Here is a 14,567-nt window from a genome sequence, read left to right on the forward strand (position 1 = left end):
CCCGGCCGCGGCGGCTCAGCGCTCGGCGACGGTGATCCGCCTCGGCCGGGTCCGCGAGGGCGCGAACGCCGCCGGGTCGGCCGGGACGAACCGCACGCGCACGCGGTTGCGACCCGGACGCAGGTGCTTCTTCGCCACCCGCACGCGGGCCGTGCCGTCCGCGGTGGCCACGCTGCGCCACCTGCGCCCGTTGAGCCGCACGACGAGCCTGCCGGCCTCCTTCTCGGCGCCGGAGCGCACGGTGAGGAACAGCACGGGCGCCGGCTTCCGCGCGGTCTGGTAGGCGCGCTTGACGATCATCCGCAGCCGCGTCGCCGCCGCCGTGCCGGGCGTGCCCGGGGTGCCCGGGGTGCCCGGGGTGCCCGTCGAGCCGCCCGCGCCCCCGGTGCCGGGCGCGGTCGGCTGCGGCGGCAGCGTGGCGTCCTCGCCGAAGACCTGCAGCTCGGCGGCGTGGACGATCGTGCCGCGGTCCGACCCCGACTTGCAGTCGGTGGGCACGGTCGCGCTCGCGGTCTGCTGCCCGGCGTAGGCCTCCTGGCCGGTGCACTGGTTCTCCAGCGTCACCAGCCGGACGGCGGCCGCCTCCGTGTCGGGCACGTCGAAGGACCGCATGGTGAGCGTCGGGGCCGTCGGCCGGGGCAGCCCGCTCGGGAAGGCGTCGGCGGGGGAGGTGTAGAAGCGCCGCCAGGTGGCGTCCGCCGCGCCGCAGCCGGAGGTGCACGCCTCGAGCGCGAACTGGCGCAGTGCGGTGAAGCGCGAGCCCGAGTCGGGGTCCTCCTGGGCGAGCGGGAGCGCCGTGCCGGACTCCGGGGCGGGCGTGAGGTGGGCGCTGACCTGCACCCGGTCCACCGTGCTGAGCCCGCCGGCGAGGTCGACGGCGACCGACGGGTTCGACTCGTCGACCTGCGCCTCGGTCACCCCGCCCCAGTTCGTGGCCTCGGTGCCGTCGATCAGCGCCTCGGCGTTGAGGGAGCCGTCGGTGGCGCCGATGACCGACGCGCCCGCCGCCGAGGCGGCGAGGTTGACCACGTCGCCGACGGTCTCGGTGCGGGCCCGGCCGTCCGCGAGGACCGTCATCGTCCAGCGGGTGAACCCGCGGTCGGGCGAGACCGCGAGCATGTCGTACGTGCCGGGGACGAAGCGGGCGCTCGCGCCGAGGTCGGTGCTCCGGTCGGTGTCGGCCACGGGGGTCACCCGGGCCTCGTAGTCGCCGACGTAGACCCTCGCCCGGCCAGTCGTCGCGAACGTGATGGTCGACACCGGGCCGCTCGGCGACGCGAAGCTCGGCACCGGCTCGTGGTCGTCGGCGTCGACCACCGAGGCGTCCACGCCCAGGCCGCGACGGGCGAACGCACCCCAGAGGACGTCTCGGTTCGCCCCGCCGAAGCGCATCTGGTCGGCCGCGATCAACGCGTCACGGGCGTCGAGCATCGACGTGGCGCCCTGCTGCAGCAGGAACGAGTCGAACATCAGCTGCACCCACCGACGGTTGCCCGGGCAGGTCTCCACCGCGCGCGGCGTGGTGCTCGGCGTGGCCTGCGCGCACGCCAGCTGCAGGGCCTCGTCGTCGTACGGGAAGCGGGCGTCGTACTTCTCGACGAGCGCCTGACGGACCTCCCACATCGTGCCGTTCCAGATCTCGCCGTCCGCATGGACCTCCGGACCGGTGCTGTCGAAGCCGTAGTCGGAGAAGTTCAGCGGGTTGTCGTCGATCGAGTAGTCGCGGATCGCCGTCTCGGTGTTCCCGGTGGCGTAGGCGCCGACCGCCCAGACGTTGCCGCCGTTGCTGTAGCCGTGCGAGAACTGGTACTCGCCGGCGATGAGGTCGCTCCACGACTCGCCCATCGCCCCGCCGTGCTCGGACGTGAGCCCCTCGTCGGGCCCGCCGACCATCCGGTTGGTGATGGCGTGGGTGTACTCGTGCCCGACGATGCCCATGTCGAGGCCGCCGTCGGTGCAGGGGGCGTAGAACGATCCCGCGATCGGCTCGAACAGGTACTGGTTGGTGATGCCGGGCGTGCCGTCCTGGAGGGTGATCTGGTTGGCGTTGTCACGGCCGAGGAAGCTCGGGCTGCCGCCGGTGATGGCGCCGGCCTGGGCGTTGCCGATCTCCTGGTCGCCGCCGATCCCGCCGCGCCCGCCGTTGTCGAGCTGCAGGTTGTAGTTCTCCTCGGTGAAGCCGAGGTAGTAGGAGTAGTCGTGCATCCGGTTGTGCGCGGCGAACAGGTTGCCGACCGAGGCGTCGATGTCGTTGCCGCCGGGCCGCAGCTGCGTCACGTCGCACCGGCTGTTGTTCCAGGCGTCGGTGAACTCCGCGGTGTAGCGGCGCTCGGCGGAGACCGGCGCCTGGAGGAGGCCGCCCGGGGTCAGCGGGCTGGCCCACGCCTCGTGGGTGTTGGCGTTGTTGCCGACCGTGGTGAACGTCGGCAGCGCGCCGATGGTGTCCCACGGCCCGAACGCGGCGACGTTGGCCAGCGGGCTGGGGGCCGTGGCGCACTCGCTCGTGTCCCGCCTCCAGCACGCGACGACCGAGTTGCTCGGCGTCTCGTCGGGGGAGTCGAGGGTCGGGTTGGCGGGGAACAGCCGCCAGCGCGGGTTGACCTCGAGGTCGCCGGTGCCGGGAGCGGCGGTGTCGCTGGTCGTCACGGCGACGGCGTACTGCCCGACGATGACCGAGGCGGCGTCGAAGGGGCACACCTGCACGGAGTAGGTGCCGCTGGGGATGGACGCCGCGGAGTACGTCGCCACCTCCGGGTTGGTGGCCAGGTCGCCGGCCACGAGCAGGGTGTCGCCGCGGAAGATCTTCACCACGAAGTCGTCGACGGGCAGCCCGGTCGCGACGGCGGTGATCGACCTCGTCAGCGCGTCCTCGAGGTCGAAGGGGTGCTTGGGGCCGCACTGGGTGGGCGTGATCGCGCCGGTGAAGACGTCGTTGTAGGCGAAGTTCTCGACCTTGTTGTGGCGGACGAGGACCTCGCCGGTCACCGCGTCGACCAGCGAGGTGAAGGCGAGCGCGGCGCCGCCGGTGACGTCGACGACGTTGGCCTCGAGCACCGGGCGGACCGACCCGTCCGCCAGCGGCAGGGCGCGGAGGCGTACCTGCTGCTCCTGGGCGAAGCCCGGCACCGTGAGTCGGGTCCAGCCCTTCGCGACGGTCCGGGTGATGTCGGCGACCTGGCCGGCGGGCACGCCCACGGACAGGTTCGTGGCGGCGCGGAGCCAGCCCTGCAGCGGCGTGAGCGCGGGCGCGGGCACCGTGCCCGTCGGGCGGGCGAGGGACGAGGAGACGTGCGCGACCTCGCCGTCGGCGACGCCGACCGTGACGAGCCCGCCGAGCGCCGGGGCGAGTCCGTCGAGGTCCTGCCGGAACAGCACCGCCCGCGCGGCGGAGCCGGAGAACGCCTGCGAGCTCACCAGCACCAGGTCGTCGACGTCGGCGGCGGTCATCGCAAAGGCGGCGGCGTGTGCACGCAGCCACGCCCGGGCGCCGTCGACCGGGCTGCCCGGGGCCGCGCCCAGGCTGCCGTCGGCGGGCAGGATCGAGGAGGGGGTGCCGAGGGAGCCCCAGCGCACCGTGACGTCGCCGAGGGCCCGCACGGCCTGGCGCTGCAGGGCGGAGGGCGCCGCGGTGCCGCGGGCGTCCAGGTCGGCGGGGCCGGCGACGGGGTCGCCGAGCGTGCGGACGCCGCGCGGGGTCGGGCCCGGCGTGATCGTCTCGGGCTCGGCGGTGGCCGGCGCGGGGATCGTGGCGATGGTGGAGATCGCGAGCAGCGACACGGCCGCGAGGGCGGTGCGGCCGAAGCGGGGGCGGGGGTGCGTCATGCCCGCGACAACGCCGCAGCGGGCCGCGGGTTATGCGTGCCGATCCGGGGGGTGTCGTCCCTCTCCACCCGGCCGTGGGCTGGGGCCCGTCCGGCGCTGCCGACCGGGCGCCGGTTGGATCGATCCAAGAAATGCCCTACCGTGCTGGATCGTGCGAGCGTTCCGTCGATTCACCGTCCGTCCCGTCCTGCCCGAGCCGCTGGGTGCGCTGTCCGTCCTGGCCGGCAACCTGCGCTGGTCCTGGCACCCACCGACCCAGGACGTGTTCGCCTCGATCGACCCGCGGCTGTGGCACGAGGTGGCCGGTGACCCGGTCCGCTTCCTCGGTGCCGTGGGCCGGGAGCGGCTCGAGGAGCTCGTCGACGACGGCGACTTCCGCAACCGGCTCGACGCCGCGCACGCGGACCTCCAGCGCTACCTGTCCGAGGACCGCTGGTACGCCCGCAAGGCGGGCGACGACGCGCCCCGGGCGATCGCGTACTTCTCGCCCGAGTTCGGCATCACCTCGGTGCTGCCGCAGTACTCCGGCGGCCTCGGCATCCTCGCCGGCGACCACCTGAAGGCCTCCTCCGACCTCGGCATCCCGCTCACCGGCGTGGGGCTGTTCTACCGCCACGGCTACTTCAAGCAGGCGCTCGACCGCGACGGCTGGCAGCAGGAGAGCTACCCGGTCCTCGACCCCGACGAGCTGCCGCTGACGCAGCTGCGCGAGGCGGACGGCAGCCGCGCCACCGTCTCGATCGCGCTGCCCGACGGCCCCGACCTCGTCGCCCGCATCCTCGTCGCCCACGTCGGACGGGTGCCGCTGCTGCTGCTCGACACCGACATCGAGGACAACAGCGCCCACTACCGCGACGTCACCGACCGGCTCTACGGCGGCAACTCCGAGCACCGGCTGCGCCAGGAGCTGCTGCTCGGCGTCGGCGGCGTGCGCGCCCTGCGGGTGTGGTCGCGCATCACCGGGGCGCCGGCTCCCGAGGTGTTCCACACCAACGAGGGGCACGCCGGGTTCCTCGGCATCGAGCGGATCCGCGAGCTCACCGTGGGCGAGGACGGCCCGCACCTGGACTTCGACACCGCGCTCGAGGTCTCCCGCGCCGGCACCGTCTTCACGACGCACACGCCGGTCCCCGCCGGCATCGACCGCTTCCCGCGCGAGCTCGTCTCGCAGTACTTCGGCGGCAACTCGCCCACCCCGGGCGTGCCCGTGGACCGGGTGCTCGCCCTCGGTGCCGAGGACTACGAGGGCGGCGACGCCGGCGTCTTCAACATGGCCGTGATGGGCTTCCGGCTCGCCCAGCGCGCCAACGGCGTCTCCGAGCTGCACGGCCACGTGTCGCGCGGGATGTTCAACGGCCTGTGGCCGGCCTTCGACGAGGCCGAGGTGCCCATCACCTCGATCACCAACGGCGTCCACGGCCCGACCTGGATCGCGCGCGAGGTCATCGAGCTGGCAGCGAGCCGCGGCGCTGACGTCGACGGGGACGACACCGACGCCCTGTGGCCGCTGGTCGACCAGATCGGCGACCGCGAGATCTGGGACCTCAAGCGGACGCTGCGCACGCGGTTCGTCGACGACGCCCGCGACCGGATGCGCCGGTCGGCCGCGAGTCGCGGCTTCGCGCCGGCCGAGACGACGTGGATCGACAGCGCGCTCGACCCCGACGTCCTGACCATCGGGTTCGCGCGCCGGGTGCCGACGTACAAGCGCCTCACGCTCATGCTGCGCGACCCGGCGCGGCTCAGGAAGCTGCTGCTCGACCCCGAGCGGCCGATCCAGCTGGTCATCGCCGGCAAGGCGCACCCCGCCGACGAGACCGGCAAGCGGCTCATCCAGGAGATGGTGCGCTTCGCCGACGACCCGGAGATCCGCCACCGCATCGCGTTCCTGCCCAACTACGACATCGCGATGGCGCAGCCGCTCTACCCCGGCTGCGACGTGTGGCTCAACAACCCGCTGCGCCCCTACGAGGCGTGCGGCACCTCCGGCATGAAGGCCGCGCTCAACGGCGGCCTCAACCTCTCGATCCTCGACGGCTGGTGGGACGAGTGGTACGACGGCAACAACGGCTGGGCGATCCCGTCGGCCGACGGCATCGACGACCCCGACCGGCGTGACGACCTCGAGGCCGCCGCGCTCTACGACCTCATCGAGAACGAGGTCGTGCCGCGCTTCTACGAGACCAACGACGAGGGCGTCCCCCCGCGGTGGCTGGAGATGGTGCGCCACACGCTCAAGTCGCTCGGCCCCAAGGTGCTGGCCACCCGCCAGGTCCGCGACTACGTCCGCGAGCTGTACGCCCCCGCGGCGCGCACGGCGCGCACCCTCAACTCCGACTACGAGGGGGCCCGCACCCTGTCGGGCTGGAAGGCCGACGTCCGCGCCGCCTGGCACGGCGTCCGGGTCGAGCACGTCGACTCGGAGGGGGTCGGCGACCAGGCCGAGGTGGGCGCGACGCTCGCCGTGCGCGCGTGGGTGGCGCTGGGCTCGCTGTCGGCCTCCGACGTCTCGGTGCAGGTCGTCCACGGCCGGATCGGCTCGGACGACGAGCTGACCGCCACGTCGACGACGCCGATGGAGGTCGGGGAGTCCTACGACGGCAACCGTCACCGCTTCGACGCCACGGTCTCGCTCGATCAGTCGGGTGCCTTCGGCTACACGGTCCGCGTGGTGCCGCGCAACGAGGCGCTCGCCTCGGTCGCCGAGCTCGGGCTGGTGGCACAGCCGGCCTGACCGCTCGCTGCGGTGCCGCAGCCCGGTCCGAAGGGCCATCCGCGAGCGGCGGTCGCGGCCCGGGCCGGGCAGCTCAGGAGAACGTCAGCCACAGCCCGATCGCGGTCGGGACCACCCCGAGCAGCAGCCACGGCGAGGCGATGCGCCTGCCGTGGATGGCGCGGGCGATCGCGACGGCGATCGCGCCGAAGATGCCGGCGATCACGTTGAGCCCGACCTTCGAGGAGGCGGGGGAGTCGTCGAGCATGACGGCCGCCAGGACGAGGCCGACGACGAGGTGCAGGACCGTGGTGACGGCCAGGGTCGACATCACCCATCGTTGCACGCGGGCGAGGTCGCGCGCGTCCTGCTCGGGGTCCTGGACGACCTGGCGCGGAGCGTCGAGGTCGAGCAGGTGCCGGCGGCCCTTCTCCTGGCGGCGGGCGGGGACGCTGCTGGGCACGGACGGTCCTCTCGACGGGTCAGTTGCTGCGACAACAGTTGCTAGGCTAACAAGGTGCTGGACACCGCCCCAACCGACGACCCGCTCGCGCTCGAGCGGCAGGTCTGCTTCGCGCTGGCCGTCGCCTCGCGCACCGTGGTCTCGGTCTACCGACCGGTGCTGGAGCCGATGGGCCTCACCCACCCGCAGTACCTCGTGATGCTGGCGCTGTGGGGCGCGGAGCCGCTGTCCCTGACGGAGCTCAGCCGCAGGCTCGACCTCGATGCCGGCACCCTGTCCCGGCTGCTCAAGCGCCTCGAGGCCGCCGGTCTGGTGCGCCGCGACCGCAACCGTGCGGACGAGCGAAGCCTGGCCGTCGCGCTGACGCCGCGCGGGCGGGAGCTGCGCGGACGGGCGCTCGAGGTGCCGGGCACGATCCTGGAGCGGCTCGGCATGGACGTCGACGACCTGCTGGACCTGCGCGACCGCCTCACGGACGTCATCGCGGCCGCCAAGGCCGCTGCCGGGGCCGGTGCCGAGGTGCGGCCCGCCTGACCCGACTCAGGTCTGGCGCAGCACCAGCACCGACCGCGCCTGCAGGCCGAGCGTGCCACCGGCCTCGACCGGGGTGCCCACGGCGACGTCGGCGTTGGTCGACAGCACGACCTCGCCGTGGTGCACCCACTTGTTCTCCGGCAGCACCAGCTCGACGTCGTCGGGGCCGGCGTTGAGCCAGATCATGAACGACTTGTCGCGCACCTGCTCACCGCGCGGGCCGGGGGAGCGGAGGGGCGATCCGTTGAGGAACATCCCGACCGTGCGGCACGAGTCGTCGTTCCAGTCGGCGGTCGACATCTCGCGGCCGCTCGGGTGCACCCACAGCAGGTCCTTGATCCCGCCCTCGATGGTGGGTCGTCCCTCGAACCAGTGCCTCTGGCGCAGCACCGGGTGCTCCCGGCGCAGTCGGAGCGCGGCCTTGGTGACCTCGTAGACGTCGAGCCACGCGTCGTCGGCGCGCCAGTCGATCCACGACACCTCGTTGTCCTGCGCGTAGGCGTTGTTGTTGCCGCGCTGGGTGCGCCCCCGCTCGTCGCCGGCGGTCAGCATCGGGACGCCGCTGGAGAAGCACAGGGTGGCCATGAGGTTCGCGGCCTGCCGGCGGCGTACGGCGACGACGGCCGGGTCGTCGGTCTCGCCCTCGACGCCGCAGTTCCACGACCGGTTGTTGTCGGTGCCGTCGCGGTTGTCCTCGCCGTTGGCCTCGTTGTGCTTGCGGTCGTAGGACACCAGGTCGCGCAGCGTGAACCCGTCGTGGGCGGTGACGAAGTTGATCGAGGCGTACGGCGAGCGGCCGTCGTCGGCGTACAGGTCGCTCGAGCCGGCCAGGCGGGTCGCGACGGTGCGGACGCCGCCGGACCGGCCGCGCCAGAAGTCGCGCATGGTGTCGCGGTACTGGTCGTTCCACTCCACCCACGGCGGCGGGAACTGGCCGACGCGGTAGCCGTCCATGGAGGCGTCCCACGGCTCGGCGACGAGCTTGACGTGGCGCAGCACCGGGTCCTGGCCGATCGCGGTGATCAGGTGGCTGCCCATGTCGACGACCTGGTCGGTGCGGGTCAACGCGCTCATCAGGTCGAACCGGAAGCCGTCGACGTGCATCTCGGTGACCCAGTAGCGCAGCGAGTCGAGGATCAGCCGCAGGCTCTGGGTGTGGGTGGCGTCGACGGTGTTGCCGCACCCCGTCACGTCCCAGTACGTGTCGCGCGGCGGCTCGTCGGCCACGCCGATCGGCTCGACCGGCGCCACGCGCTGGTAGTAGCCGAGGTCGTCGAGCCCGCGGAAGCTCAGCGTCGGCCCGAGCGGCCCCGCCTCGGCGGTGTGGTTGTAGACCACGTCGAGGATCACCTCGAGCCCGGCGGCGTGGAAGGCCTTGACCATCTGCTTGAACTCCGTGACCTGCTGGCCGCGGTCGCCGGAGGAGGAGTACGCGTTGTGCGGGGCGAAGAAGCACATGGAGTTGTAGCCCCAGTAGTTCACCAGGCCCCGTCCGGCGAGCGCCGGCTCCGAGAAGAAATGGTGCACCGGCAGCAGCTCGACCGCGGTGACCCCGAGGTCGCGCAGGTAGTCGGTCACCGCCGGCGTCGCGAGGCCGGCGTACGTGCCGCGCAGCTCCTCCGGGACGCGGTCGTGCAGCGCCGTCATGCCCTTGACGTGCATCTCGTAGATCACGGTGTCGCGCCAGCGCCGCCGCGGCGAGGCGTCCGCGCCCCAGTCGAACTCGTCGTGCACCACGACGCTGCGCGGGACGTACGGCGCGGAGTCGAGGGTGCTGGTCGCCGCGGGGTCCTCCACGTCGTGGCCGAAGATCGCGTCGTGGACGACCAGGTCGCCCGCGACCGCCCTGCCGTAGGGGTCGAGCAGCAGCTTGGCCGGGTTGAACCGGAGGCCGGCGTCCGGGTGCCAGGGGCCGTCGGCGCGGTAGCCGTAGCGGGCGCCGCGCGGGACGTCCGGGATCGCGCCGTGCCACACGCCGAGCGAGTGCTCGGTGAGCCGGTGCCGCACCTCGATGCCGTCCTCGTCGAACAGGCACACCCACACCGCGTCGGCGGCGGGTGCGTAGACCGCGAAGTTCGTCGACTCCATGGACCACGTCGCCCCCAGCGGGTAGTGGCTCCCGGGCCAGACCTGCATGGTCTCGCCGTCGTGCTTCCAGGCGGTGGTCGTCTCGGGCGGCGGTGTCACGCGGGTCATTGTGGTGGAGGTCGCGGCGCACGGCACAATGCGGCACGCGCCGTGCGAGGGTGCACCCCGCAGACCGGGGACGGCGACACCACCAGCAACCGAAGGGGAGCCACCATGGAGTTCGTCTCGATCGACGTGACCGACGGGGTCGCCGTCCTGCGGCTGGACCGCCCGAAGATGAACGCGATCAGCGTCCAGGTGCAGGCGGACCTGCGCGAGGCCGCGGCCGAGCTCACCGAGCGCGACGACGTGCGCGCCGTGGTGCTGTGGGGCGGTGAGCGGGTCTTCGCCGCCGGCAACGACGTCAAGGAGATGGCCGACTTCTCCTACGCCGACATGGTCAAGGTCTCCGCCTCCACCAGCTCGGCGACCACGGCGATCGCGCGCATCCCCAAGCCCGTGGTGGCCGCCGTCAACGGCTACGCCCTGGGCGGTGGCTGCGAGCTCGCTCTCGCCGCCGACCTCCGCTTCGCCGCCGAGGACGCCGTCCTCGGACAGCCCGAGGTGCTGCTCGGGATCATCCCCGGCGCCGGGGGCACCCAGCGGCTGACCCGCCTGGTCGGCGCCGCGAGGGCGAAGGACCTGATCTTCACCGGCCGGTTCGTCAAGGCCGACGAGGCGCTGCGCATCGGCCTCGTCGACCGGGTCGTCCCGGCCGACAAGGTGCTCGAGGAGGCGGTGGCGTACGCCGCGCAGTTCACGGGCGCCGCCGCGCTGGCCATCCGCGCGGCGAAGGAGTGCATCGACCGGGGCAGCGAGGTGGACCTCGACACCGGCCTGGAGATCGAGCGCCAGCAGTTCGCCGCCGTCTTCGCGACCGAGGACCGTACCCGCGGCATCACCTCGTTCGTTGAGGACGGGCCGGGCCGGGCCACGTTCGTGGGTCGCTGACGGCCGACCAGAAGCTCGAGAGGAAGAGGGAACTGTGGCAACGACGATCCGGACGAGGCTCGCGCAGGTGGTCTGGCTGGTGTGCGCGCTCGCCGCGCTGGTGCTGGCGCTCGGGGCGCTGCTCATCGCGCTGGACGCCAACGAGTCCAACGACCTCGTGGACGTCGTCCTCCGGGCGGCCGACTTCGCCGACCTCGACGTCTTCTCCCGCTCGGACGGCATCAAGGACTTCCGCGGCGAGGGGGCGAGGGTGAAGAACGCGCTGTTCAACTGGGGGCTCGGCGCCGTCGCGTGGCTCGTCGTGGGTCGGATCCTCGACCGGGTCATCAAGCCCTGAGCCCCGCCCCGGCGCGGGCCGGGGGCAGGTCGGCGAGGTCGCGGGTGCCCCACGCAGGCGCGCTCGGCGACGAGGCACCTGTGCGTTCCGCGCCGAGCTGACCGTGACAGTGTCACTGTGAGCGACCACACCCGGATCTCCGTTCCGTCCGGGGTGAGCGACTTGTAACCTCACGAGCACATCCCACTGCACAGGAGGGGCCGCGAGGCCACACCACCATGAACATTGTTGTCTGTGTGAAGTACGTGCCGGACGCGACGGCCGACCGCAGGTTCGAGGACGACTTCACCGTCGACCGCGTCGGCGTCGACGGCCTGCTGTCCGAGCTCGACGAGTACGCCGTGGAGCAGGCGCTGCAGTTCCGCGAGAAGCGCGAGGGTGAGGACATCACCGTGACCGCGCTGACCGTCGGCCCCGAGAAGGCGGTCGACGCCGTCCGCAAGGCGCTGCAGATGGGTGCCGACGCGGGCGTCCACGTCGTCGACGACGCCATCGCTGGCTCCGACTACCTCGGCACGTCGCTGGTGCTGGCCAAGGCGGTCGAGAAGATCCGGGCGGAGTCCGGCGCCGACCTGGTCGTGTGCGGCATGGCCTCGACCGACGCCGCCGGCTCGGTCGTGCCGGCCATGCTGGCCGAGCGGCTCGGCATGCCGCAGGTGACGCTGGCCTCCGTCGTGGAGTCGCAGGGCGACCAGGTGCGGATCAAGCGCGACAACGAGGGCTCGACCGAGGTCATCGGCGCGCGGCTGCCGATCGTGCTGAGCGTGACCGACCAGTCCGGCGAGGCCCGCTACCCGTCGTTCAAGGGCATCATGGCGGCGAAGAAGAAGCCGCTGGCGACCTGGTCGCTCACCGACCTCGGCCTCGACGCCGAGCAGGTCGGCCTCTCCGTGGCCTACACGCAGGTCGAGCAGACCACGGCCCGTCCGCCGCGCACCGCCGGCGAGATCGTCACCGACGAGGACGGCTCGGGCGCTGGCGCGCTGGTCGAGTTCCTCGCGTCCAAGAAGTTCATCTGAGCTGGCCGGTCGAGGAGAGATAGACATGTCTGACGTCCTGGTTGTCATCGACCACGCCGACGGCGAGGTCAAGAAGCCCACCTACGAGCTGCTCACCATCGCCCGCCGCCTCGGCGAGCCGTCCGCGGTGTTCTTCGGCTCGCCCGACAAGGCCGGCGCCGTGGCCGAGAAGGTCAAGGCCTACGGCGCCGCCAAGGTCTACGTCGTCGACGACGCGCAGATCAAGGGCTTCCTCGTCGCCCCGAAGGCGGAGGCGCTGCAGCAGCTGGCCGAGAAGGTGCGCTCGAGCGGCGAGCTGGCCGCGATCCTGCTGCCCTCGACCTTCGAGTACAAGGAGGTGGCCGGCCGCCTGGCGATCAAGCTCGACTCCGGGCTGATCACCGACGCGGTCGACGTGCAGGCGGGCTCGGACGGCGGAGCCGTCACCACGCAGTCGGTCTTCGCCGGCAGCTACACCGCCCAGGCTCGGGTCACCCACGGCACGCCGATCATCACGGTGAAGCCCAACTCCGCCGCCCCCGAGCAGGCCGAGGGCGCCGCGACGGTCGAGGCCTTCGCCGCGACCGTCTCCGACGCCGCGAAGGGCGCGCAGGTCGTCGCGACGCAGCCGCGGCAGTCCACCGGGCGTCCCGAGCTCACCGAGGCCGCGATCGTCGTCTCCGGCGGACGCGGCACCGGCGGGAACTTCGACCCCATCGAGGGCTTCGCCGACAGCCTCGGCGCCGCCGTGGGCGCCTCGCGCGCGGCGGTCGACTCGGGCTGGATGCCGCACGCGTTCCAGGTCGGCCAGACCGGCAAGACCGTGTCGCCGCAGCTCTACGTCGCCAACGGCATCTCCGGCGCGATCCAGCACCGCGCCGGCATGCAGACCTCGAAGACCATCGTCGCGGTCAACAAGGACCCCGAGGCGCCGATCTTCGAGCTCGTCGACTTCGGTGTGGTGGGTGACCTCCACACGGTCCTGCCCGCCGCCACCGAGCAGATCACCGCTCGCAAGGGCTGACCGCCCCGGCGCACCGGACGCCCCCGACCGCTCGGTCGGGGGCGTCTCGCTGTCCGTGGCCCGTCACCGGCCCCGACCGCTGCCGCGGTCGCCACGGTGGACGACGTACGTCGGGATGCGAGACGCGGGCGGTGGACTGGCCGCAGCGGCCCTACGCTCGTCGACATGAGCAGCGAGGAAGCCGTCCGGGAGGTGGCGAGCCGCGCCCGGGCCGCGAGCCACGAGCTCGCCACCGCCACGCGGGCCACGAAGGACGCCGCCCTCCGGGCGATGGCCGACGCCCTCCTCGCGTCCGCGCCGGCGATCCTGGCGGCCAACGCCGAGGACGTCGCGCGCGCGGAGGCGTCCGGGACGGCCGCCAACGTCGTGGACCGGCTCCGCCTCGACGAGGACCGCCTGGCGGCGATGGCGCAGGGCCTGCGCGACGTCGCCGGCCTGCCTGACCCGGTCGGCGAGGTGCTGCGCGGCAGCACGCTCGCCAACGGTCTCGAGCTGCGCCAGGTGCGGGTGCCGTTCGGCGTGGTCGGCGTGATCTACGAGGCCCGCCCCAACGTGACCGCGGACGCCGCCGGCATCTGCCTCAAGGCCGGCAACGCCGTCCTGCTGCGCGGCTCCTCCAGTGCGCGGTCCAGCAACGCGGCCGTCGTCACGACGATGCGCGGTGCCCTGCCAGGGTGCGGCCTGCCGGAGGACGCCGTGCAGCTGGTCGCCGGCGACACCCACGACTCCGTCAAGGCCCTGATGCGCGCCCGCGGCCTGGTCGACGTGCTCATCCCGCGCGGCGGCGCGGGACTCATCCGCAGCGTGGTCGAGGAGTCGACCGTTCCCGTCATCGAGACCGGGGTCGGCAACTGCCACGTCTACGTCGACGCCTCGGCGGACCTCGACCAGGCGCTCGCGATCGTGCTCAACGCGAAGACGCAGCGCACCAGCGTGTGCAACGCCGCCGAGTCGCTGCTGGTCCACGCCGACGTGGCCGACGAGTTCCTGCCGGTGGTCGTCGAGGCGCTGCAGGCGGCCGGGGTGACCATCCACGGCGACCCCGCGTTCGCCGAGTACGACGACGTGGTGCCCGCCACCGACGAGGACCACGCCGCGGAGTACCTGGCGCTGGAGATCTCCGCCGCCGTGGTCGCGGACGTGGAGGGGGCGATCGAGCACATCCGCCGCTGGTCCTCCGGCCACACCGAGGCGATCCTCGCGCGCGACCAGGCGACGATCCGTCGCTTCGTCGCCGCCGTCGACTCGGCCGCGGTCATGGTCAACGCCTCGACCAGGTTCACCGACGGCGGCGAGCTCGGCTTCGGCGCGGAGATCGGCATCTCGACCCAGAAGCTGCACGCGCGCGGGCCGATGGGACTGCCGGAGATGACCTCCAGCAAGTACGTCGTCGTCGGCGACGGGCACGTGCGGTGAGCCGCGTCCAGCCCAGGCGATAGGATCCCCTCATGGTGAACGTCCTGGGCATCCTCGCTGCCGAACCCGGCCACGGCGCCCCCTCGGTCAGCCCGTACGTCGTCGGCGCCATCGCCCTCGGCCTCCTCCTCGCGCTGCTCCTGGCGGTGGTCTCCTTCGGCGGCGGTCGCGAGCACAGCTGA

11 protein-coding genes are annotated in these 14,567 nt (G+C 72.9%); 8 read left to right on the forward strand and 3 right to left on the reverse strand.

Translation table 11 applies throughout. The features are described 5' to 3' along the window. Positions 1 to 15: 15 nt before the first annotated feature. Entirely contained in the window at positions 16 to 3,822 is a 3,807-nt protein-coding gene (locus J3P32_RS14460; RefSeq protein ID WP_210440479.1) for a M36 family metallopeptidase, read from the reverse strand. A 151-nt stretch (positions 3,823 to 3,973) separates the two neighbouring features. Here J3P32_RS14460 and glgP point away from each other — a divergent pair, with 151 nt between their 5' ends. After that, positions 3,974 to 6,556, forward strand: coding sequence for an alpha-glucan family phosphorylase (gene glgP, locus J3P32_RS14465; RefSeq protein ID WP_210440480.1), 2,583 nt, complete (start codon positions 3,974 to 3,976; stop codon positions 6,554 to 6,556). 73 nt (positions 6,557 to 6,629) lie between these two features. Here glgP and J3P32_RS14470 read toward each other — a convergent pair whose 3' ends face one another. Next, the gene (locus tag J3P32_RS14470) at positions 6,630 to 6,998 is read right to left on the reverse strand and encodes a hypothetical protein (protein ID WP_210440481.1); all 369 of its coding nucleotides are present in this window, start codon (positions 6,996 to 6,998) and stop codon (positions 6,630 to 6,632) included. Positions 6,999 to 7,052: 54 nt separating this feature from the next. Between J3P32_RS14470 and J3P32_RS14475 the strand changes: the two genes are divergently transcribed. After that, positions 7,053 to 7,532, forward strand: a complete 480-nt coding sequence (locus J3P32_RS14475) for a MarR family winged helix-turn-helix transcriptional regulator (protein WP_307861707.1) — start codon at positions 7,053 to 7,055, stop codon at positions 7,530 to 7,532. Positions 7,533 to 7,538: 6 nt separating this feature from the next. Here the strand turns inward: J3P32_RS14475 and glgX are convergent, their stop codons facing one another. Next, positions 7,539 to 9,719 (reverse strand): glycogen debranching protein GlgX, encoded by a 2,181-nt coding sequence (glgX, locus tag J3P32_RS14480; RefSeq protein ID WP_307861708.1) that lies wholly within the window; start codon positions 9,717 to 9,719, stop codon positions 7,539 to 7,541. 114 nt (positions 9,720 to 9,833) lie between these two features. On the opposite strand from glgX, the gene J3P32_RS14485 reads away from it, so the two are divergent. The 6 genes from J3P32_RS14485 (at position 9,834) to J3P32_RS14510 (ending at position 14,567) form a co-directional block, all read left to right on the forward strand. Next, the gene (locus tag J3P32_RS14485; protein WP_210440482.1) at positions 9,834 to 10,610 is read left to right on the forward strand and encodes an enoyl-CoA hydratase/isomerase family protein; all 777 of its coding nucleotides are present in this window, start codon (positions 9,834 to 9,836) and stop codon (positions 10,608 to 10,610) included. A 34-nt stretch (positions 10,611 to 10,644) separates the two neighbouring features. Further along, positions 10,645 to 10,947 (forward strand): hypothetical protein, encoded by a 303-nt coding sequence (locus J3P32_RS14490; protein ID WP_210440483.1) that lies wholly within the window; start codon positions 10,645 to 10,647, stop codon positions 10,945 to 10,947. A 236-nt stretch (positions 10,948 to 11,183) separates the two neighbouring features. Then, positions 11,184 to 11,966: an electron transfer flavoprotein subunit beta/FixA family protein gene (locus J3P32_RS14495; RefSeq protein WP_307807930.1), complete on the forward strand. Its 783-nt coding sequence runs from the start codon at positions 11,184 to 11,186 to the stop codon at positions 11,964 to 11,966. Between the two features lie 25 nt (positions 11,967 to 11,991). Then, entirely contained in the window at positions 11,992 to 12,969 is a 978-nt protein-coding gene (locus J3P32_RS14500) for an electron transfer flavoprotein subunit alpha/FixB family protein (protein ID WP_210440485.1), read from the forward strand. Positions 12,970 to 13,134: 165 nt separating this feature from the next. Then, entirely contained in the window at positions 13,135 to 14,385 is a 1,251-nt protein-coding gene (locus tag J3P32_RS14505) for a glutamate-5-semialdehyde dehydrogenase (protein WP_210440486.1), read from the forward strand. A gap of 32 nt (positions 14,386 to 14,417) precedes the next feature. Continuing rightward, positions 14,418 to 14,567 (forward strand): hypothetical protein, encoded by a 150-nt coding sequence (locus J3P32_RS14510; protein WP_210440487.1) that lies wholly within the window; start codon positions 14,418 to 14,420, stop codon positions 14,565 to 14,567.

The sequence above is a fragment of the Nocardioides xinjiangensis genome (assembly GCF_017916385.1).
GTDB lineage: Bacteria > Actinomycetota > Actinomycetes > Propionibacteriales > Nocardioidaceae > Nocardioides > Nocardioides xinjiangensis.

Bases quoted from the DNA above. Each gene is read 5' to 3' on its own strand.
- J3P32_RS14500 (WP_210440485.1), top strand. From the start codon at position 11,992: ATGTCTGACGTCCTGGTTGTCATCGACCACGCCGACGGCGAGGTCAAG.
- J3P32_RS14460 (WP_210440479.1), bottom strand. From the start codon at position 3,822: ATGACGCACCCCCGCCCCCGCTTCGGCCGCACCGCCCTCGCGGCCGTG.
- J3P32_RS14510 (WP_210440487.1), top strand. From the start codon at position 14,418: ATGGTGAACGTCCTGGGCATCCTCGCTGCCGAACCCGGCCACGGCGCC.
- J3P32_RS14485 (WP_210440482.1), top strand. From the start codon at position 9,834: ATGGAGTTCGTCTCGATCGACGTGACCGACGGGGTCGCCGTCCTGCGG.
- J3P32_RS14505 (WP_210440486.1), top strand. From the start codon at position 13,135: ATGAGCAGCGAGGAAGCCGTCCGGGAGGTGGCGAGCCGCGCCCGGGCC.